The 21,772-nt window shown below is 42.6% G+C and carries 18 protein-coding genes and 2 tRNA genes; 12 read left to right on the top strand and 8 right to left on the bottom strand.

Translation table 11 applies throughout. The features are described from left to right. From WKF69_RS10245 to WKF69_RS10230, 4 genes are all read left to right on the top strand, one after another. A partial coding sequence (locus WKF69_RS10245; protein WP_340381606.1) for a SusD/RagB family nutrient-binding outer membrane lipoprotein occupies positions 1-1,303 on the top strand: 1,303 nt, incomplete at its 5' end. 314 nt (positions 1,304-1,617) lie between these two features. Then, positions 1,618-4,872, top strand: a complete 3,255-nt coding sequence (locus WKF69_RS10240) for a SusC/RagA family TonB-linked outer membrane protein (RefSeq protein ID WP_340381605.1) — start codon at positions 1,618-1,620, stop codon at positions 4,870-4,872. A gap of 39 nt (positions 4,873-4,911) precedes the next feature. After that, positions 4,912-6,342, top strand: a complete 1,431-nt coding sequence (locus tag WKF69_RS10235) for a SusD/RagB family nutrient-binding outer membrane lipoprotein (RefSeq protein ID WP_340381604.1) — start codon at positions 4,912-4,914, stop codon at positions 6,340-6,342. A 29-nt stretch (positions 6,343-6,371) separates the two neighbouring features. Further along, on the top strand, positions 6,372-7,283 hold the full coding sequence (locus WKF69_RS10230) for a DUF1735 domain-containing protein (RefSeq protein WP_340381603.1): 912 nt from the start codon (positions 6,372-6,374) through the stop codon (positions 7,281-7,283). 120 nt (positions 7,284-7,403) lie between these two features. Here WKF69_RS10230 and WKF69_RS10225 read toward each other — a convergent pair whose 3' ends face one another. Together WKF69_RS10225 and WKF69_RS10220 are read right to left on the bottom strand one after the other, a co-directional pair. Beyond that, positions 7,404-7,811, bottom strand: coding sequence for a DoxX family protein (locus WKF69_RS10225; protein ID WP_340381602.1), 408 nt, complete (start codon positions 7,809-7,811; stop codon positions 7,404-7,406). A 16-nt stretch (positions 7,812-7,827) separates the two neighbouring features. Further along, positions 7,828-8,736 carry an LD-carboxypeptidase gene (locus tag WKF69_RS10220; protein WP_340381601.1) on the bottom strand — a complete coding sequence of 303 codons (909 nt, stop codon included), beginning with the start codon at positions 8,734-8,736 and terminating at the stop codon, positions 7,828-7,830. Between the two features lie 149 nt (positions 8,737-8,885). Between WKF69_RS10220 and metG the strand changes: the two genes are divergently transcribed. The 4 genes from metG to WKF69_RS10200 all read left to right on the top strand — a co-directional run bounded on the left by metG (position 8,886) and on the right by WKF69_RS10200 (position 11,632). After that, complete coding sequence (metG, locus tag WKF69_RS10215) at positions 8,886-10,985, top strand: methionine--tRNA ligase (RefSeq protein WP_340381607.1); 2,100 nt, start codon at positions 8,886-8,888, stop codon at positions 10,983-10,985. A gap of 131 nt (positions 10,986-11,116) precedes the next feature. Further along, a tRNA-Arg gene (locus tag WKF69_RS10210) sits at positions 11,117-11,191 on the top strand. Between the two features lie 101 nt (positions 11,192-11,292). Then, positions 11,293-11,541 carry a GIY-YIG nuclease family protein gene (locus WKF69_RS10205; protein WP_340381600.1) on the top strand — a complete coding sequence of 83 codons (249 nt, stop codon included), beginning with the start codon at positions 11,293-11,295 and terminating at the stop codon, positions 11,539-11,541. Then, positions 11,532-11,632 (top strand) — tRNA-Arg (locus tag WKF69_RS10200). Before WKF69_RS10205 ends, WKF69_RS10200 begins: the two co-directional genes overlap by 10 nt. 489 nt (positions 11,633-12,121) lie before the next feature. On the opposite strand, the gene WKF69_RS10195 is transcribed toward WKF69_RS10200, so the two are convergent. Beyond that, positions 12,122-12,898: a hypothetical protein gene (locus WKF69_RS10195; protein WP_340381599.1), complete on the bottom strand. Its 777-nt coding sequence runs from the start codon at positions 12,896-12,898 to the stop codon at positions 12,122-12,124. 195 nt (positions 12,899-13,093) lie between these two features. After that, positions 13,094-14,347 (bottom strand): peptidase T, encoded by a 1,254-nt coding sequence (gene pepT, locus WKF69_RS10190; protein ID WP_340381598.1) that lies wholly within the window; start codon positions 14,345-14,347, stop codon positions 13,094-13,096. Positions 14,348-14,427: 80 nt separating this feature from the next. Between pepT and WKF69_RS10185 the strand changes: the two genes are divergently transcribed. The 4 genes from WKF69_RS10185 to WKF69_RS10170 are packed head-to-tail and all read left to right on the top strand — an operon-like array spanning position 14,428 to position 17,420. Further along, entirely contained in the window at positions 14,428-14,772 is a 345-nt protein-coding gene (locus WKF69_RS10185; protein WP_340381597.1) for an MmcQ/YjbR family DNA-binding protein, read from the top strand. A 1-nt stretch (position 14,773) separates the two neighbouring features. Beyond that, positions 14,774-15,025, top strand: coding sequence for a 4a-hydroxytetrahydrobiopterin dehydratase (locus WKF69_RS10180; protein ID WP_340381596.1), 252 nt, complete (start codon positions 14,774-14,776; stop codon positions 15,023-15,025). A gap of 16 nt (positions 15,026-15,041) precedes the next feature. Then, complete coding sequence (locus tag WKF69_RS10175; protein WP_340381595.1) at positions 15,042-16,784, top strand: M14 family metallopeptidase; 1,743 nt, start codon at positions 15,042-15,044, stop codon at positions 16,782-16,784. Then, complete coding sequence (locus WKF69_RS10170) at positions 16,785-17,420, top strand: rhomboid family intramembrane serine protease (protein WP_340381594.1); 636 nt, start codon at positions 16,785-16,787, stop codon at positions 17,418-17,420. 17 nt (positions 17,421-17,437) lie between these two features. Here WKF69_RS10170 and WKF69_RS10165 read toward each other — a convergent pair whose 3' ends face one another. The 4 genes from WKF69_RS10165 to WKF69_RS10150 form a co-directional block, all read right to left on the bottom strand. Next, positions 17,438-18,487: a hypothetical protein gene (locus WKF69_RS10165; RefSeq protein WP_340381593.1), complete on the bottom strand. Its 1,050-nt coding sequence runs from the start codon at positions 18,485-18,487 to the stop codon at positions 17,438-17,440. Between the two features lie 741 nt (positions 18,488-19,228). Next, positions 19,229-19,675: a DUF6691 family protein gene (locus WKF69_RS10160; protein WP_340381592.1), complete on the bottom strand. Its 447-nt coding sequence runs from the start codon at positions 19,673-19,675 to the stop codon at positions 19,229-19,231. After that, complete coding sequence (locus WKF69_RS10155) at positions 19,672-20,235, bottom strand: YeeE/YedE thiosulfate transporter family protein (protein WP_340381591.1); 564 nt, start codon at positions 20,233-20,235, stop codon at positions 19,672-19,674. The genes WKF69_RS10160 and WKF69_RS10155 overlap by 4 nt, the downstream gene beginning before the upstream one ends. Positions 20,236-20,240: 5 nt before the next feature. Next, positions 20,241-21,629 carry an MBL fold metallo-hydrolase gene (locus tag WKF69_RS10150; protein WP_340381590.1) on the bottom strand — a complete coding sequence of 463 codons (1,389 nt, stop codon included), beginning with the start codon at positions 21,627-21,629 and terminating at the stop codon, positions 20,241-20,243. Positions 21,630-21,772 lie beyond the last annotated feature (143 nt).

Genomic DNA, 21,772 nt, shown 5'->3' with positions numbered 1-21,772 from the left:
ATTACCCGGTACAGCCTTTCCCGGTACAGCTGGTAACAGACATTCTGCGGATATGTATGTTCAGCATATTTCTGAAGGGCCGTATCCTGGTGCTTCCTTGTATAACGTACAGAATTTCGACTGGGCGCTGCATTATACAGGACCCCTATTTAACCTTCAGACCATTATTACAAATGCAAATTCAGGGAGCCCATTAGCCGAAGCGGGTGTAAATGGTTCTAAAGATAACCAGATTGCAGTTGCACGTATTTTAAAGGCATATTTTTTCTGGTGGTTAACAGATCGTTATGGAGATATCCCGTATTCCGAAGCATTAAAAGGCAATGGACAATTCAGCCCTAAATATGATGCTCAGAAAGATATCTACTATGATTTATTCAAAGAATTGAAAGAAGCAGCTGCTCAGATTAAAACAGGAGAAGCTGGGGTGAAAGGTGATCAATTTCTTAATGGTGATATGGCTCAATGGAAAAAATTCGCCAATACTACTCGTCTTTTCATGTCATTACGTTTAATGAAAAATGACAATGCTAAAGGTAGAGCAGAAATGGCTGATGCAATATCGAGTGGAGTAATCAGCAGCAACGCTGAAAATATCGCTTACAATTTCCTTGCGAGCGATCCCAATAACTTTAACCCATGGTATGATAACTACACCACCAGTCTTCGTAATGATTATGCAATCAGTACGGTTATGACTAGCTATATGTCTCCTAAAAATGATCCGCGTTTGCCTGTTTACGGTGAGGTTTTAAATGGCAAAGTGGTGGGTTTAGAGTATGGTTTAAATACTGCAAAGAATATCCCCGGCGCATATAGCCGCATCGGTGACAAATTCCGTGGTGCCGGTTCGCCAGCTTTGGTTTACTCGTACGCACAGGTGTTATTCACTTTTGCAGAGGCAGCCAAACAAGGTTGGATTGCAGGTGGCGATGCCTTGGCGTCTACTCATTATGCCAATGCTATCAGGTCTTCATTCGAAACTTATGGCGTATTTAGTGCATCTACTTATTCTGCATACATGGCTCAGGCGGGCGTTACATATAATGCCACAACAGGTCTGGAACAAATCATGACTCAAAAATGGGTTCATTTATACCTTAATGGTTTTGAATCCTGGGCTGACTGGAGAAGAACTGGATTTCCAGTATTAGCTCCCGCGATTAATGGTAACATTCCCTCAATTCCGCGGAGAATGGGGTATCCAACCAATGAGAAATCGATCAATGGAAAAAGTTATACTGAAGCTGTTGCCCGCCAGGGTGCAGACAACTTGATTACAAGGGTTTGGTGGGATAAATAACAACTACAAATAAAAAAGGGCCGTATAAGAATTCTTAGCGGCCCTTTTACTTTACCAAGGAAATTGGTTCACTGTTGGCACCTCGTTAACATTAATATTTTATATTCCCTGCCTTAATGGCCTGAAATCCAATATTTTTCAGTAATAAATTAAATTTTTAATTTATTTTAAACATTTGATTATCAGGTATTTAAGATTTTTATGATAAAATTTTTCACAAAATATTTTGCAGTAACACTTTTGTTGTTGAAATTTACGTAGATATACTAACCAACCAATTAGTCATCATTATCTTAATTATTAATAAAACAAGTATGAAAAAACTTCTACAAAGTTTGTTTCTGTTGCTATTCATTGCCTTTCAGGCGGTCGCACAGGAACGGGCTGTAACTGGAATAGTTACAGACAAAACAGATGGACTGCCTCTTCCAGGGGTTAGCATTAAAGCAACAGGAACGACAAGTGGTACGACTACCGACGGCAATGGCAGATTTTCATTGCAGGTTCCATCCGGATCTTCATCCATAACGTTTAGTTATATTGGCTACCTCGCTCAGACTGTTACTATTGGAAAAAACAATGTTTTGAACGTGAGTTTGACCGGCGATGCACAGCAGCTCGCTGAAATTATTATAACCGGAGTTTTAGGAACCAGTCAAAGTGTTAAATCAACGGGCTATAATGCTCAGGTAGTTAAGCAGGAGCAATTAAATACGATACGACAACCCAACCTGAACAACGCGTTGGCGGGGAAAGTTGCAGGTCTGCAGGTACGCAGCCAGTCTGTTGCTGCCCTGGGAAGGCAAACTGAAGTAAGACTCCGCGGAGCGTCTGGGTTTGCCACAGGTTCTGGAGCTTTATACATTGTTGATGGTACAATTTTACCAAATTCTGATGATCTGAATCTGGATGACATCGAAAGTGTTTCAGTTTTACAAGGACCTGCTGCTTCAGCACAGTACGGGTCGCAGGCAGCGAACGGCGCTATTGTTATCACTACCGTTAAGGGCAAAAAAGCTGCCGGAGTAGGAGTAACTTTTAACTTAGGTGCTCAGTTTGATAATGTAAACGTTATGCCAAATTACCAGAATTCGTATGCTGGTGGGGCGGCTGCTGATTTAATGAAATACACCTACAAAGCCGGCGATCCGGTAGAGTGGAAAGCTCTTGAGGGAAAGTTTTATCATGATTATAGCGATGATGCGAGCTGGGGCCCACGTATGGCCGGACAGGAATATATCCCATGGTATTCATGGTATGGCGGTCACGACCGTTCTTTTCAAACTAGCACATTAAGTCCGCGTGAAGATGACGCAAGACAATTCTTTAATACGGGTGTCAATCTAAACAATAGCATAAGTTTTGCTAATTCTTCTGATGTTTTTTCATTCAGACTTTCCTATGGAAATAATGATGTCAAAGGGCTATTGCCGACAACAAAATTGCAGAAGAATACTTTAAACCTTAATACTTCTTATAATATTACTCCTAAACTTCAGGTTTCTGCCAATGTGAACTATATCAATCGTAGACAACAGGGAGAAATAACTGATGATTATTCAAACCAGTCGTCAGGTTCTTTTAACCAGTGGTACCATCGTAACCTGGATATGGGAATAATGAAAGAACTCCGCGGGCTGAGAACTTCGGACGGTATTTATGCCAGCTGGAACCATGCCAACCCAACTTCATTTGATTCATCAAACCCGAGAAATTTTTATGCCGGTAACTACTGGTATAACTTTTATACCTGGTTCGATCTAATCAATATAGGAGATCAGCGTGACCGTTTGTTTGGTAATTTGTCAGGTAGTTATAAGATTAATAATGACTTTACCCTTTCAGGTACCTACCGTAAGCAGCAAAACACAGCATTTGCAGAAGAGGCTTATAGTTCGAGATTGAATGAAAGCGGATTGCAAACAACCGGTAATTCCCCGGAAGCTAAAGGTTTTTATTCTACCGGCACATCCTTTTCAAACAGACAAAATCTGGAATTTTTGCTTTCCTATAAAAAGAATATTAAAGATTTTAGTATTAACGCTAACGTAGGTAGTGACTTTTTCACTGCCATTGCAAAAAGTAACGGTTCCTCTACTAATAACGGACTAAGCGTACCCGATCTTTTTACAGCTCAGAATTCCGTTGACCCTGCAACCATTTCAAATGGGCGTGTAGCTGAAAAATATCGTGCGGTTTTAGGGAAAGGTGTTTTTGGATATAAGAATTTTCTTTTCGCAGGCTTTTCATTGCGCAACGATTGGTTCTCTACCCTGCCACAGGACAATAATTCAGTTTTATCAAAATCTGTTGAAGGGTCATTTGTATTCAGCGATTTGATTCCGGAAGTTAGCTGGCTTAGCTATGGTAAGTTGAGAGGCTCATGGGGTGAAATACCGAAAGCTTTAGGCACAACGAACGAAAGCTTTGGTGCATACCGTTATCCGGGTTTTTCATACGGTGTAAATCAATTTAAATGGAACGGAAATTTCCTGATGGGTACACCAGATCAATTGGTTGATCCTAATATCCGGGGTTCTGTTGTTTCACAGATGGAAATCGGACTTGATCTTCAATTCTTTAAAAACAGGTTAGGATTGTCTTCAACCTATTGGAAGGGATCTGAAAAAGATTTCCCTTACGCATTAGATGTAAATGGCGCCACTGGTTATACCTCATTACTTACTAATATCGGGGAAATAACTAAAGAGGGATTCGAGTTCCAGTTAACAGCTACTCCTTTAAAACTTAGAAATTTTGAATGGAATATGAATGCAACCTGGTCTCCGCTTATTAAAAACGAAATTGTTGAATTAAGCAAAGAATATAATATTACTCAAACGGCCTCTGTTGGCCAGGTATATGGGTCTACTACAGGTATGCCGTACATGGTTCATACCGAGGGTAAGAGATGGGGTCAGATTTATGGCAATGGTATTAAAAGGTTGAACGGACAACCAATATTAAATGCCAGCGGCTTATATGTTAATGATCCGGCGGTATTTTTTGGAAGTGTATTGCCTGACCATACCGGCGGCTTGCAGAATACCTTTAGTTTCCTGAGTAATTTCCTTGTCAATGTGAATATTGACTACCAGGTTGGTGGTAAATTTGCATCATTGTCTAATATGTGGGGTTCATATAGTGGTTTGACCGCCCGTACTGCTGGAGTTAATGATAAGGGTAATCCTATCCGGGATGCTGTAGCCAATGGCGGAGGTGTACACGTGAATGGGGTGGATGATACTGGCAAGCCTGTTGATTATTATGTTGAAGCTCAAACTTATTTCCACCAGTCATGGGATAGAAAAGTGTTTGACGAATATATTTATGATCTCACATTTGTAAAAATGCGTGAGCTGTCGCTGGGATATCGCATACCGGTAAGCAAGCTTAATTTAGGGAAGCGCATCCAAAACGCGCAGATATCTCTTGTAGCCAGGAATCCGCTTTTGATTTATGCTAAAACAAAGGACTTTGATCCTTCGGAAATAGATGCAGTATACGGTGAAACCGGGCAGTTGCCAGGAACTCGCGGAATAGGCTTTAACTTAAAAGTCGGATTTTAACTAATAAGTGGGAATTGACAATAACTTGAAATTAAACACATGAAAAAGAAATTTATATATGCAATTGTAATTCTCTTTATAGCAGGAATTACGGGTTGCAGTAAACTCGAAGATTTCGGGGATACAAATGTTAACCCATCGGCGACTACCGATCCAATTATAGGCGCTTTGCTTACCAACGCGCAGTCAAATTTGGGTACGTACGCTTCGATGACCAGACCTGGATTATACGGACAGTATTTTTCGGAGACTCAATATACTGAAAACTCGTTATACAGCACTCCCCAGCTTCCTTTTGCCGGTGAGTATGCCGGTGTATTGAATGATTTTCAGAATATTATAAATCAGGGTAAGAGCAAGAATATGAGCACTATTGCAAAAATTTTAAAGCAATATGTGTTTTGGAAGATAACCGATCGCTGGGGAGATGTCCCGTATACCGAAGCGTTAACAGTCGGCGTGTTACAGCCTAAATATGATAAGCAGGAAGATATCTACAAAGGGATGATAAGCGCTCTTAAAGCAGCTGTGGGTGAATTTGATGGAAGCATTATAACTGGTGATGTAGTTAATAACGGAAGTGTTGATGCCTGGAAACGTGCGGCTAATTCTATGCGCATGTTAATGGCAATCCAGTTATCCAAGCGATTTCCTGCTGCAAGTGGCTATGCCGCTACGGAATTTAAAGCCGCTCTGGCAGAATCCAGTGGATACATCAGCACGAATGCTCAAAACTTTATAGTTGCCTATCCTGGCGGTAATTATAAAAGTAACTGGTGGAGAGTGTACGATGGACGGAAAGATTTTGCAGAAAGCAAAACGATGACGGATTTAATGTCATCCCTGGGCGATACGAGGCAAAATAGCTTTGGGGGTTCCTCCGAAGTGGCCGGTTCGACAACAACGTCTAATATAGGCGTTCCTTACGGGCTAGTACGGGCAAATGCCGAGGCTTTTACAGGTGCTAATCCAGGTTGGGCACGTATTCTGCGCGGCGATTACAGGAATGAAAATAGCCCTGTAATTTTAATCTCAGCCGCACAGGTTGCTTTAGCCCGGGCCGAAGCAGCCGATTATGGTTGGACCACAGAACCTTTGGCCACGGTGTATGCGCAGGGGATAGGTTTATCTTTCCAACAGTGGGGCTCCACAATGCCGGCTAGCTATCTGACACAAGGTGGTGTGGCTCTTACTGCTGCTCCGGGATCCGGCGGCAACTTGAAGAACATTACTATCCAGCGTTACATTGCTTCGTATCCTGATGGCCTGATGTCATGGAACATTTGGCGTAAAACCGGTTTTCCTGCTTTAACGCCTGCGCCTGGAGCTACCAATACCAGCAAGCAGATTCCCAGGAGATACACATACGCGACAGCAGAATATTCTTCTAATGCAGTAAACGTAAAGGCTGCAGTGGCAGCCCTTCCCGGCGGTGATACGCAGGATTCTAAGATTTGGTGGGATCAGTAGTATTTATATAAAATTTAAATTGAACAGATATGAAAAATATAATATTCAAAATTTTTCTCCTAGGTGTAGTTGTTTCGGCAGCGTTCACATCATGTGTTAAGGATGATTATGATACAGGAGAACTAGGCGATGCAGGAACAACTTACGTCAAGGTTCTGGAGGGTAAACAAGTATCGATTTTTTTAAGTCCCTTCTCGGACATAGCCAGGGTGAATTTGTTTACCCTGAGACGGGACGTTAATTCAAATTCTGCCCTAAATTCAACAAATACTGTTACGCTTGAATTTGACGCTGCTGCTATAACAGAATATAATACGGCTAATAAAACCAGCTTTGTACTGCTTCCGGATGCTCTTTATACGATAACGAATCAGCCGGGTGTACAGAAAACAAGTACGGGTTTAGAGGTAACGTTTTTGCCTGGCGAATTCTCTAAGGAAGTTGCCATAAATCTAGATGGAGGCAAGTTTGACCTTTCGAAAACATATGCCCTTGCATACAAAATGAAAAGCGGTACCGGACTTACTATTTCCGGAACAGATAAGGTTTTAGCTGCAGTCAGTATTAAGAACAAGTATGATGGGAAATATACTGTTAATGGTTCTGTTGTAAGGGAGGGAGATCCTGTGTTATCAGGTGCTTTTCCTGAGCAGGAATATATTTTGTTAACTGCAGGCCCCAATACGCTTGATATGAACAGGAATGCGGTTTGGGCTAGCGGAAGTGCCATAGGCGGTATCGGGCCGTTTAGACTTACTTTAAATCCTACAACCAATGTGATAACAGTTACAGATGCGGTTAATGCGGGGGTGGTTAATAATCCTGCAGGTATTAACAAGTATGATCCTGCTACTAAAACTTTCCAGATCTCAGTATTTTGGGGAAACGGTCCTCAACACAGGGCATGGGAGGCTAAGTTCGTTTATAAAGGTCCGAGGTAGTATAAGAATTCGTATAAAGAACCTTTCGGTCAATAAGAAAAAAGCTCCTGGGATTTGGTAATCCTGGGAGCTTTTTTGATACGTCCGTTTGGCACTGGAACCAAGAAGTGGCAAGAGAAACTACTTTTTATCAATGCTATATTTACCAGACCCTATAAACGCCAGCCCCAGGAACACAAATCCAACTTCGATAGCATGCGAAGCAGTCGTTAAGCCATCACCTGTACTCAGGTGCATAGTAGCCGCAATAGCCATTGTAAAGGCTAGTAAAACACAGACGGGTCTGAATGCTAGGCCAATTAGGATCAGAAATCCGCCAAAGGTTTCTGTTGCAGCTGCCGCGAGCCCCCAGGCTACCGGAATAAATGTGATCCCAATATATTTCATAGCACCTCCAATATTTGTCCACATTTCGGGCCCACCTAAAAGTTTTGGATAGCCATGCAGCATAAACATGATCCCGATGCCTATGCGTATTATCAATAATCCGGTGTTCCTGTATTTTCCAAGAGAAGCTAATAGCGCCATACGTAGGTTTTACTTGTTAAGAATTTTGATTTAAATATTTTAGAGATACTAAGGGTCCCTCGACGTTTAATGTAACTTCCCTCCCAAATATCAATGCCCTGTTATCTTCAATATGGCCGGCAGGAAAATCAAAGCACACAGGATAATCATACTCCTTTACATGGCTCATAATTATTTCTTCCGCAGTATGCCCGAAAGGAATGTCATTATCCTTCAGGTCGGTAAAGCCGCCAATAATTAGTCCCTTTAGCCCCGCAAGAATACCGGCACGCTTGAAACTCAGGATCATCCTGTCGATCGAATAAAAGTATTCTCCAACATCTTCCAGGAAGAGTATCTTGTCTTTATAATCCTGTTCGGAGACAGACCCCGACATCATCAGTAATAAAGTAAGGTTTCCGCCTATGAGCATTCCCGATGCCGATCCGCTCTTATTTTCAGCGGAACTTGTGTAGGCATAATCAAAGGGCTCGTTAAATAAAGCCTTTCGCAGTGTCTCCAACGAAACCTTGGTTCCGTCAGGTATTGTAAGAGGCATTTGGCCGTGAATGCTTTGCGTGTTAAACACAGCATTGATGTGGCTATGCAGAATTGTTATATCGCTAAATCCAATGATCCACTTAGGATTGGCTTCAAACCTGGAGAAATCTATGTCGTCGATTATTCGGATGGTACCGTATCCACCACGGGCGGCAAAGATGGCTTTCACAGAGTTATCGTCCAGGAACTTTTGAAAATCTGCTATACGTAACTCATCTGTTCCCGCAAACTGATGCCAGGATGCATAAACTGTTTCGCCAAGAATAACCTTTAATCCCCAGGCTTCTAATAAGGCAACAGCATCATCAATAGGGATCGGAAGGCTCTTCGCCGGGCAGGTTATGGCAACTGTGTCGCCTTGCTTTAAGTAAGGGGGAGCTATCAAAGTGGTTTCGTTTATGAAATTGCGGTGGTGCTTCGCAAATTAACAAAATACCATATCAACTTTCTGTCAAATTATCCAATTAGAAAAATAGGACTTTAGCGTTTATCTTTGCAAACTATTAAAACGAGCAGAGAGACGCTAATATTCAGATTTTGGGAAAAAAATACAAAAGATACACGGTTACAGCAGCACTTCCTTATACCAATGGCCCTGTCCATATTGGCCACCTTGCTGGTGTGTATGTTCCTGCTGATATTTATGTGAGATACCTTAGGTCATCCGGCCATGATGTTGTATTTATTTGCGGATCGGACGAACACGGTGTTCCAATTACACTGAAAGCAAGAAAAGAAGGGATCACTCCTCAAGAGGTCGTTGATAAATATCACAAAGTAATTGGTGATTCTTTCAGGGATTTTGGTGTATCGTTTAATATTTATCACAGAACTTCATCAGAGACGCATCATAAAACAGCCTCTGAGTTCTTCAAGACACTCTACGACAAAGGTGTTTTTACCGAAGAAGAAACTGAACAATATTTTGACGAAACAGCGGGGCAATTTCTGGCCGACAGATATATCGTAGGCACTTGCCCTAATTGCGGAAATGATAATGCTTATGGTGACCAATGCGAGAAATGCGGCACGTCGCTAAGCCCTACAGAATTAATAAACCCGCATTCGACCTTATCGGGAGCAAAGCCTGTCCTTAAGAATACCACTAATTGGTTTTTGCCTCTTGATAAAATGCAGCCGCAAATTGAAGCGTACGTCGATTCTCACAAAGAGTGGAGGCCAAATGTTTATGGTCAGTGCAAATCGTGGTTGAACGGGGGTTTGCATCCCAGGGCAATGACACGTGATCTGGATTGGGGAGTCGATGTCCCGGTTGCAGGCGCCGAGGGGAAAGTTCTCTATGTCTGGTTCGATGCACCTATAGGATATATATCAGCCACAAAAGATCTTTGTGACCCGGAATTGAGTGTTCAGAAGAAAGATGAATATTATCTAAATGATTCTTTAAAACCTTCTGCTAGCTGGGAGCAATACTGGCAGGATGAGGATACCAAACTGGTTCATTTTATCGGGAAAGACAACATCGTCTTCCATTGCATTATTTTTCCGGCGATGCTAATGTCTCATGGAAAGTATAATCTTGCTGATAATGTTCCCGCAAATGAGTTCCTCAACCTTGAAGGCGATAAAATATCAACTTCCAGAAACTGGGCTGTTTGGTTAAATGAATACCTTTTGGATTTCCCGGGAAAGCAGGATGTGCTCCGTTATGTTTTAACTGCGACAGCACCGGAAACAAAGGATAACGATTTTACATGGAAAGATTTCCAGGCCCGGAACAACAATGAGCTGGTAGCGATCTTCGGCAATTTCATAAATCGGGTATTAGTGCTGTCGCATAAGTATTTTGACGGAAAGGTTGTATTCGGCTCAGAGCTTACAGCATCTGATTTAAAGTCCATAGACGAGCTTAAAAACTATCCTTCAAGTATATCATCATCGGTTGAGCAATACCGCTTTAGAGAGGCTTTATCGCAATTCATGAACCTCGCCCGCCTCGGTAATAAATATCTAGCCGATGAAGAGCCATGGAAAGTTATTAAAACAGACGAAGAACGTGTTAAGACCGTCCTGAATGTCGGATTACAAATCGCAGCTAACCTGGCGATCCTTGCCCAGCCTTTTCTTCCATTTACATCAGCGAAGCTTTTTGAGATGTTAAATTTAAAGGCTCAGGACTGGAATAATGCAGGCCGGATTGATCTGCTGGAAACCGGACATCAGCTAAACGAGTCATCACTTCTTTTTGAAAAGATCGAAGATGACGTTATTGACGCCCAGATAAAAAGATTGATGGATACTAAAACAGCGAATGCTCAGGAAGGAATCGAACCCTCTGCAGCGAAGCAGAATATAAATTTTGATCAGTTTTCTGCCATGGACATCAGGGTTGGAAAGATTCTGGCTGCCGAAAAAGTAGCGAAAAGCAAGAAGTTATTGAAACTTCAGGTAGATACAGGCATTGATCAGCGTACTATTGTTTCGGGCATTGCAGAAGACTTCGAGCCCGAAAATATTATTGGACAACAGGTTTCTGTGCTTATTAACCTGGAACCCCGGGAAATCAAAGGTATTTTATCACAGGGTATGATTCTGATGGCTGAAAATTCAGAAGGAAAGCTTAGTTTTGTTGCGCCATCTGATGAATTTCCAAGTGGAAGTGAAATCAGGTAACAGGGTCCCGTAGTTCAACGTCTGCCCGGCTGAACACTGTTCGGACAGGCCCGCCCGGCTTAAACGCCGTTCGGACGGGGATAGAATAGAAGTTGCCTAAACTGAAATGTTAGGTTGTTAATGTAAAAGTTGGTCCCGTAGTTCAACGGATAGAATAGAAGTTTCCTAAACTTTAGATATGAGTTCGATTCTCGTCGGGACCACCAAGGGCTGCTCATTAGAGCAGCTTTTTTTATTTACACTATTTACCGTTTACTAATTGAATTTTAAATAACATCTGGTTCAACGTAGGTTTAGTAAAATCAGGGTGACTGTGTATTATACATATGTTTTAAAAAGCGAGGTATCCGATTTTTACTATAAAGGCCATTGCCAAAACCTAGCAGTTAGGTTAGTCCAACATAATTCAGGCATGACAAAGTCTATACGACCATATCTTCCATTCAAGCTTATTTATTTCGAGAAATTCGAGTCCTTGAATGAGGCAATTAGACGTGAGAAGTATTTTAAAACGTCAGCTGGAAGAAGGTATTTAAGTTCAAAATTGATCTTCTAGTTCAACGCCCGCCCGGCTGAACGCCGTTCGGACGGGGATAGAATAGAAGTTTCCTAAACTTTAGATGTGGGTTCGATTCCCGCTGAGACCACTAGGTTGCAATGATTAATTGTTAGCCTTAATGGTTTTAAGTATTGCAGTTATAATTTTGATATTTTCAATAGCATCCGCATTCAAAACTTGAAATTGGCTAATGTTAAGTAATCTCATTCCTCCGTCACCCCGGGCGTTCTTTCCCTATCCGGACCCCTGAAATCGGGTCCGTTTTGTTGCTGTTGCTGACCAACAAACTTCTGAAGTCTCATCGTAAACGTTAGCATGAAATATCTCGATAAGCGATTGCTTTGGCTATCCGTTATGGTGTTACCAATAACTTGTCTCGAAACGCTTGTGTTTTCATCCAGCAGATCAAATGCCTGGAAACGCAGTGTAGCGCTTTTATCCTTGAGAAACTGTTTCTCCAGGTAAGTATTAATGATGAAAGGATTTACTGCAAGTGAGCTGCTGTATCCATTATTAAAAGTTTTGCTCAGGTCAGTGCCAAATAAAAGAGTTTTGAGGAAATAAACCTTGCTAATTGTTATTGTTTCGTAGCAAGCCTGCTTTTGATATAGAATTCGGTACTTGTCAAGAGTTTGTTCATTGCACTATTACGCGGAGGGAATTGGCCGCCATTCATTCCGCCCATTGGCTGACGCTGAGCGGTTTGCCTTTGGTCCATTCCAACAGATGGGACTTTCAGCCCGTTAACTTTGATGCTGTAAGTTACTTCACCTGCATTTGCCGTACTTAGATTTAGTAAGCTCAAAGGGATGATGATCTCCTGAATAAGATTATTGTTCTTATCGAATGAGGCGGCAGCTCTGATACCATAAGTATTCTGAAGGGAAATCCCGCCGTCAATTATCTCTTTGAAGCCAGTAACCTTAATATCTTTTATCCTGGAAAGTATCTGCTTTTGCATTTCTTCTGGTTCAGGTTGCTCCTTTGTATTGCGGCTCTTTCCTGGGGTGCGGTCGATAATCGGAAATATAACAGTTGCTGGATCTTTCTTTTTGCCCTCAATATTTGCAGAGAAGCTTATCCCTCCGGCGAGGATCTTTGTAAGATCTTGCTTAGACGCACTTCTTATAGCGAGATAAACGTTCTTATCATCATTAGCGAGGCTGTAATAAAGATTCGTTGCTTCATTGAATAATGAAAGGCTGTCGGGCCAGTCGCTTAACGATCCATCGGCAACGATCGGACTATTCGCCCATCGGGTATTAATCATCTCCGCTTTTTTCTGTGAAAAAGCACCGGATAAATTGAATAGAGCGACACCAATAACTAATATTATACTTTTTGTTCTGATCATGTTCTTGAAGTTTAGACAATAAAACGGGGAAAGGTTTAATTTACACTGTAACGATTTTCATACTAAAACACATACGTGATTTTAGCCGGTTCAAATTAAGAATGGATAAATTCTTAAAAAGCGTGCAAATATAATGAAACGGTTCGAGGCCAGACAGGAAAATATGTTAAAGGAAAAGATCTATATCGTTGAAAATCAGCTTTCTTCTTCCCACAATATTGCGAGATTTATGATGGTCTCAACAGCCTTTTGCATATCCTGAACGGAAATCCATTCCTGTTTTCCATGAAAGGCATGTTCTCCGGCGAAAATATTGGGGCAGGGCAAACCCATAAAAGATAAGCGCGATCCATCCGTACCGCCCCTGATACTTTGCAGCTTTGCTGTAAGACCCGCTCGTTCGATAGCTTTTATACCGAGCTCTACCAGTTTGGGATGCTGGTCAACCACCTCTTTCATATTGCGGTATTGCTCTTCAACGATAAGCTGATAGGTGGAATTAGGATATTCTTCGAGGACCTCCTGCACAATAACTTCAAGTATGCGCTCATGGCTCCGCAGCGCTACGCTTGTAAAGTCGCGTATGATGAATTCTATAGTCGCCTGTTCAACCGAGCCCGAAATAGATACCGGATGTATAAATCCGTCTTTATCTGCAGTGCTTTCAGGCGATAACTTTTCTTTTGGGAGGCAGGCAACAATCTGAGAGGCGATCTTGATGGCACTTTCCATTTTACCTTTGGCGAAACCTGGGTGGCTGCTAACGCCATTTACAATAAGCTTAATTCCGTCGGCCGAGAAAGTTTCATTTTCAATTGACCCAGCTGTCTCGCCATCAACGGTATAGGCATAATCAGCATTCAATTTTTTAAGGTCAGCCTTTTCGACCCCTCTCCCAATCTCTTCATCGGGAGTGAAAAGTATTTTGATAGTGCCATGTTTATATTCCGGATGTGAGATCAGGAAGTTTGCTGCATCCATTATTTCAGCCAGGCCGGCTTTGTTATCTGCGCCAAGCAGGGTCGTACCGCTTGCCGTAATGATGTCATTTCCTATCTGAACTTTCAGATCGGGATGATCCTTCATTTTCAGCACCTGGGTATTATCATCCGGAAGAATAATATCCTGCCCCTGGTAGTTCTTATGAATTATCGCTTTCACATTTTCACCACTGCAATCAGGAGAGGTATCCATATGAGAACAGAAACAAATCACTGGCACGTCTTTAGAAGTATTCGAGGGTATTGTGGCGTATACATAACCATTCTTATCGGAATGCGCATCCGTTATACCCATTTCCAGGAGTTCTGCGACGAGGACCTTAGCCAGATCTTTCTGTTTTTCTGTCGACGGGCAGGTTGCTGAAGAACCATCAGATTGGGTGTCGATAGCAGTATATTTGATAAAGCGATCAAATACTGTATACGTTATATTTTCGGAGATACTCATTTTTGACTAATTTTAGATGTTATACAAATTTAACCAATTGTATCGCCGCTTCTATACTCAGCTTTATATTATTGAATTCTATGAACATCGAAACGCTACGCGAATATTGCTTATCCAGGAATCATGTGGCTGAAACCTTCCCTTTCGGAGAGCAAACACTGGTATTCAAGGTCGTCGGCAAGATATTTTTATTGGCAGGCTTGGAAAACCCTGACCGTTTTAATGTTAAATGCGATCCTGAACGAGCTGTTTCTCTGCGCGAAGAATACGAAGAAGTGCAGCCGGGCTATCATATGAACAAAACTCACTGGAATACAGTTTATATGAATGGTCGGCTGAGCGACTCACAATTAAAGCAAATGATCGACCATTCGTATGAACTGATCGTTACAAGCCTTCCTAAAAAACAACAACTAATGTTTTGATATGAGCTGGAAAGAAATAACAAACCCTGAAACAAAAGCGGAAGCCCTTACCAAAGATTTTAAGTTTAAAGATTTCATAACTGCCTGGGCTTTTATGAACAAGGTGGCACTGCTTGCCGAAAAGATGGATCACCATCCTGACTGGAGCAACACTTACAACAAAGTTAGTATCAGTTTAAGCACGCACAGTGCCGGAGATAAAATCACTGCAAAAGACCGAAAGCTCGCGGAGCAAATTGATACACTGAGTTAATGAGGATAATTATTGCATGAAAACAGCTTTACTGACGTTTATATTTACCGGATCCTTTTTATTTTCCATGGCACAGCTTGCACCTTTTGAACAGCATAAAAGCAGGAATATCACTGCTACTTATCAGGAAACGATAGCATTCTATAAAGCGCTGGATGCGAAGTACGATCAGATGCAGCTTCTGGAGTACGGCCCAACTGATATCGGGAAAAATCTTAACCTCGTCGTTCTTTCAAAGGATAAGATTTTTAGTCCCGAAGACATACGCCGCGCAAACAAGCGGATACTTCTGATCAATAACGGGATTCACCCTGGAGAACCGGAAGGCATTGACGCATCCATGATGCTTGCCCGGGATATGCTGTCAAAAAACACCCTTCCCAAGGATGTGGTGATTTGTATGATCCCGGTTTATAATATCGACGGCATGCTGAACAGGGGGACTTCCAGAGCAAATCAGCTTGGCCCTGAATCCTACGGGTTCCGGGGTAACTATCAGAACCTTGACTTAAACCGCGACTTTATCAAAACCGATTCAAAGAACTCACGCAGCTTTCAGGAAATATTCAACATCTGGCGGCCGGAAATCTTTGTCGATAATCATACCAGCAATGGCGCCGATTACCAATATGTGATGACTTTAATTCATCCTCAAAAGGATAAGCTGGATCCTGTTCTTTCCGAATATGCCAGCAAAACTATGATTCCCGATCTTTATAAAGGAATGAAGAATGCTGGTTTTGAGATGATCCCCTACGTAAATAGTGTAGAGGAAACTCCTGACGTGGGTATAACAGGTTTTCTTGAGGTTGCGCGTTATTCCACAGGTTATGTAGCGCTGCACAATACCATCGGTTTTATGCCTGAAACTCATATGCTTAAACCCTTTGCACAGCGCGTTGAAAGCACGTATCAGTTCATGGTACATATGATTAACATCATGCAGAGAGATTCCAAGCAGATCGGTGATAACAAAAAGAAAGCGGACGACCAGGTAAAACTGCAAAAGAAGTTTAGTCTCCAGTGGAGCCTTAAAGAAGACGATTTTTCAATGATCAGCTTCAAAGGCTATGAAGCAAAATATAAGGCAAGCGGCGTTAGCGGAGAGTCCCGCTTATACTACGACCGTAATGCACCGTTCCAAAAAGGAATTAAGCTGTGGGATAAATATCTTCCATCAGCTTCGGCGGATAAGCCGGTCGCATACATTATACCCCAGGCATGGAGTAAGGTAGCCGATTTGCTTTCCCTTAACGGAGTTCAGCTTAAACGGCTGACCGCCGATACTGAGATAGAGGTCCAGTCTTACTATATCGAAGATTATAAATCTCCGGTGAAGCCCTTCGAAGGGCATTATCTCCACACGCAGGTAAAACTTAAACCCATTCAGCATAAGCTCAAATATTATGCAGGGGATTATGTGGTGTATGCTAATCAAAAGCAGAATCGCTACATTGTTGAAACCCTGGAACCGGAGGGTGCCGACTCTTTCTTCGCCTGGAATTTCTTTGATTCAATCCTCGGTCAAAAGGAACATTTCTCAGCTTATGTGTTTGAAGATGATGCAGCCGAAATGCTAATGAGCAATGCAGCCCTTAAAACTAAATTTGAGGCTGAAAAGGCCAAAGATCCGGCGCTGTCGAAAAGTGCAGACGCCCAGCTAAACTGGATTTATAAGAATTCGTCATATTACGAAAAAACATACTTAAGATACCCTGTTGGTAAACTAACCAGCGATACTAAAATACAAGTCAGATAAATGGAAAGCTTTATTAACGATACACCAGTTGCCACTATAATTTTCATATTCACCATCGTTACCAGTTTATATGCTTTTTCAAATGCTGAGGTATACGGTAAGTTTATGCTCCATCCATACAGTGTCAGCAGGGGCAAAAGATTATATTCCCTGATAACCAGTGGGCTGATCCACAAAGATTGGGGGCACCTGCTGGTTAATATGCTCTCGTACTATTTCTTTGCATTTACACTTGAAAAGACGTTTGTTTCTTTAAGCGGCTGGGGGCATGTTCAGTTTGGAGTTCTGTACATAGTGAGCATTATTTTGAGCGACATTACTTCTATATTGAAGCATAAAGAAGATTTCTGGTTTAATAGCCTCGGCGCATCAGGTGCAGTCTGTGCGGTAGTTTTCAGCTATATTTTATTCTACCCGATGAATAAAATGATCATCTTCCCGATACCCATACCGATTCCAGCTGTGCTATATGGCTTCCTTTTCCTGGCCTACTGCTGGTATGCTTCCCGTAACTCAAGAGACTCGATAAATCATGATGCCCACTTTTACGGTGCGCTTACAGGGGTGCTTTTGACCGTCATTTACTATCCGGATATAGCGGGATATTTTGTAAGCCAGCTGACAGGTCACGGCTAGATGTGCAATTTGAACCGCTAATTTGAGGGCAGCTCAACAGAGCCTGAAGGTTTTAGATTTCCATCCTGATCGAACAAAAAGCTAAGGGGGTTTTCGGGATCCTTAATGATCTCAAACAGGATGAGCCCCCATGGCTTCCAGAAGTTTTCAAGCACCTGTCCGTAAACCTTGTTTTGCCAGATATCGAATAGGGGCTTATTGCTCATACCTCTTAAAGGCATTGCTTCAATATAGATCGCATCATCGGTTGGCATGATGTTATATTCAGGAAGACGGTTAAAAAGATAGTTTGAATAGAAGAACTTACCACAGACTTCTTCGAACTGAATTGGGTGCAGGGGATTGTCGTTTATCTTTTCAAGCATCTCCTTATGATAAAGCCCATTGGTGCCGTTGTCCTGCAAACAAGCAACAATCCCAAAATCCTTCATCCCTAAAGAGAACGTCAGGGTATTGATCTCATCACGATAATTAAAAAGATCCTGCTTTGAGTCGATTCTAAAGATTTGGATGGTCCATGGAAGATTACCATCAAACTCCACCGGCACAATCATCGACTGCAGCATAATATGAAGGTTGCTGAACTTATGGATCAGGGATTGGGAGAAAACGAATTCCTCATTATTTGCTTTTTGCTGCCGTATCCCGATCCGGATTTCGTTGAAAAGTATTCCGTAGATCATTTTACCGATCCACTGAAAAAGCCTGGTTTGGGGGATTTCTACCACGGAGTCATACCCTTGAAGGAAAGCAGCTCTGATCTCCTCTTCAAGAAGCTCAACCCCATTCTTGTATGTAAGATTAGAACATGGAAGCTTCATATCCTTGTAGGTCGACATGCTTTCATCGAGCAGCTTAAATGGCTGGTCTTCCAGTTTATACTCCTGCATTAACCAAACCGGGAAAACCGCGATCTCTTCTTCAGGTGATTGAAGCTTTTCACCGCTTAGAAAGCAGTGCTGTTTACTGAAATTTAACTTATCAAAAGGTTTGTACAGAGTTGGTGCCATCGCTGGCAAAGTTAGCAAAGAGAGATAGTTTAATGGAAGGGTTTGGTTGATTTCCATAATATTTTCTAAGCTCGTTTTTCCCGCCTCATGCCGGCGGAAGAGCACTTACTTTTTTCGTTTGTTATTTATTGGGTTTTTAAGGCACTCAAGCTTCCGCTTTGCGGAGGTTTCCTTCAGCTGAAAAAGTAAGCAATGCCGACCGAAGGGAGACCACGAGCACATTTAAAAAAGATTATATACAACGCGAGTAACGCCGCACCTGCCTGATATTTGTTGTAAATCCACGCTTTATCCTGTTGGTGCAATCCAAGCCGTGTGAATGTTAATGAAAAATGAAAGAATCTGCAACACTTCTCCGGATTGCTTAAGTGCAGTAAAAGAAATGAATGTTACTGCAAGGATAAAACGCGCCTTTCCTGCCAAATCTCAGGAGGGCGGGTTCTGCAACTTGCAATAACAGAAGAACTATTAACGCCAGCTACCCATTGTACCTGATGCCCAGGAAGGACAACTCCCTTGAAAAAATGGGAGCAGGAAACGCACACACAGCCTCGCTTGGATGTCGTTTGCATTACGGGCCGCAGGCCAGTTCCTCTACACCAGCAACCGTTAGGTACGTTTATTAAGCCAACCCACTTAATCTCCGTTCACCTTCATTCCGCATTGGCTGGTGCGGTAGTTACAGGCAAAGCCCAAGCACAAACTCTCGAAGCAGCAGACGCAGCGGTGGGGTTTGGTTCTTTGTCCTACAGCAAAGAACTAGGCCATCCCACGGCTATGAGCGGGAATTTAAAATTGTCAGTGCGGAAGCCTTTCTTTTAAATACCCATAAGTCCAGGTACCACCCAATGCACTAAGAAATGTAATAATCACAACAGTAGCGCCAGTTCCGATCTGCGCAAAAAGCGGCCCCGGGCAGGCGCCTGTAACCGCCCATCCAAGGCCAAATAACAGCCCTCCGTAGATTTGCCCTTTACTGAATATTTTATCGCGAAATATGATCTTGTCGCCGCTTAGTGTCCTGATGTCAAATTTCTTGATGATGAGTACGGAAATCATCCCGACTATAACAGCACTTCCTATAATTCCGTACATGTGAAATGATTGCATGCGGAACATTTCCTGGATACGGAACCAGCTGATGATCTCCGCTTTCACGAACACAATTCCAAACAATATTCCCACGAACATGAACTTGATGTTCGAGCTCCAATGAGGTGTGGTATCGTTTAATGCCTTGCTCATAGCGACAGGATTATCGGTAATATGAGGTTAGCCATTAGAAATCCTCCGATCATAAAACAGCAGGTGGCCACAAGGGAGGGCCACTGGAGTGTCGATAATCCCATAATAGAATGACCGCTGGTACAGCCGCCGGCGTACCGGGTACCGAATCCGATAAGGAACCCCCCAACCACGATCATGATGAAGCCCTTAAGTGTGAGAAGAGAACTCCAGTTTACTACCTCCGCCGGTATTATATTGCTGTAGTTAACTATTCCATATTGGGAAAGTTCATCCGCTAATTTTGGATTAATTGCGACTGGGTCAGGATTGGCAAGAAGATTTGCTGCCAGGATCCCTCCTATGAAAATTCCAAGTACGAAAAAAAGATTCCACGCTTCTTTCTTCCAGTCGTACTTAAAAAAGGGAACATTTGCCGGGAAGCAGGCAGCGCAAATATGGCTTAACGAGGAACTGATACCGAAGGATTTATTTCCCAGAATAAGGAGCGCCGGTACGGTTAAGCCGATCAGGGGGCCAGCGATATACCATGTCCATGGTCCGGTAATAAGATTTGTCATAAGCATTAACTTTTGATCATTGGAACTACCGGATCAGTAATAGCCGATATTCCACCCTCAATTTCACTAAAATTCCGGTATCCCCGCGATTGCAGAATTGAAGCTGCCATCATGCTCCGGTATCCGCCTGCGCAATGGATATAGAAATGTTCGAGAGGGTCAATTTCCTTGATCCAGTTATTTATATCAGCAAGAGGCATACTTTCCGCATCTTTTATATGCTGCGTATCATATTCTGAGTCTTTCCTTATATCAATAATTTTGTCGTGCTGCTCATACGCCTTTGCAAATTCCCCGGCACTTATCCTATCCACCTGATCAGTTTCCTTGCCGGCGTTTTCCCAGGCCCTGAACCCGCCTTTTAAATGTCCGAGAACATTATCAAAGCCAACCCGGCTTAAACGTGTCACAGTTTCCTCTTCCATCCCCTCATCGGTAATCAAAAGGATTTCCTGTTTCACATCAGCTATAAGCGATCCTACCCATGGCGCGAAATCTCCACCAAGGCCGATGTTAATAGATTGAGGGATAAAGCCCTTATAAAATTCGGCATTATTTCTTGTATCTAAAATCAGCGCTCCCGATTCATCGGCTGCAGCTTCGAACTCATCCGGATCCAGAGCTCTCATACCATTGTCAAGAACGGTTTCATAGCTCTCATAGCCTTTTTTATTCATGGCAACATTTGCGCTGAAGTATGCTGGTGCGGGAAGCAGACCGTCAGTAACCTCTGTGACAAACTCCGTTTCGGTCATATTAGCCCGTAAAGCATAATTAAACTTTTTCTGGTTGCCGATGGTAGAAACGGTTTCCTTACTCATGTTTTTCCCGCATGCGCTACCTGCTCCGTGTGCGGGGTATACGATCACCTCATCTGGTAAGGTCATGATCTTTTTCCTTAGAGAGTTGTAAAGCGTTGCGGCTAACTGCTCCTGGGTCATGTGAGCTGCCTTCTGTGCAAGGTCGGGCCTTCCAACATCGCCTATAAAAAGAGTATCTCCGCTAAAAAGTGCGTGTTCTTTACCTTCCTCGTCGATCAAAAGATAACAGGTACTCTCAAGGGTGTGTCCGGGAGTGTGAAGGGTTTTTAATTTTATACTCCCCACGGTAAATTCCTCGCCATCCTTTGCAGAGATGAACCTGAACTCAGGTTTAGCTTCGGGGCCGTAGACAATGGGCGCGCCGGTTTTATTGCTCAGGTCAATATGGCCTGAAACGAAATCAGCGTGGAAATGGGTCTCGAATATATACTTAAGCTTAACCGAATCGCGCTCAAGCCGGTCAAGGTAGGGCTGCACTTCACGGAGTGGGTCAATAATTGCCGCTTCTCCATTTGAAGTGATGTAATACGCACCCTGGGCAAGGCAGCCGGTATAAATTTGTTCTATCTGCATTTAACACATTTAATATGCAAAGTTGAGAATAATTGCCCGGCTTAACTGCCTTTTATTGTAAAGAGTGATGTAAACAACTTCAATTGGCGTTCGCTGAAAATAAACCTGCCTGCGGCAGGCAGGCACGGAGTACACAGAGGAAA

This window comes from Daejeonella sp. (assembly GCF_037719425.1).
Lineage (GTDB): Bacteria > Bacteroidota > Bacteroidia > Sphingobacteriales > Sphingobacteriaceae > Daejeonella.
The sequence above is the reverse complement of the archived record's forward strand: the minus strand, read 5'-3'. Positions and strand labels throughout refer to the sequence as shown.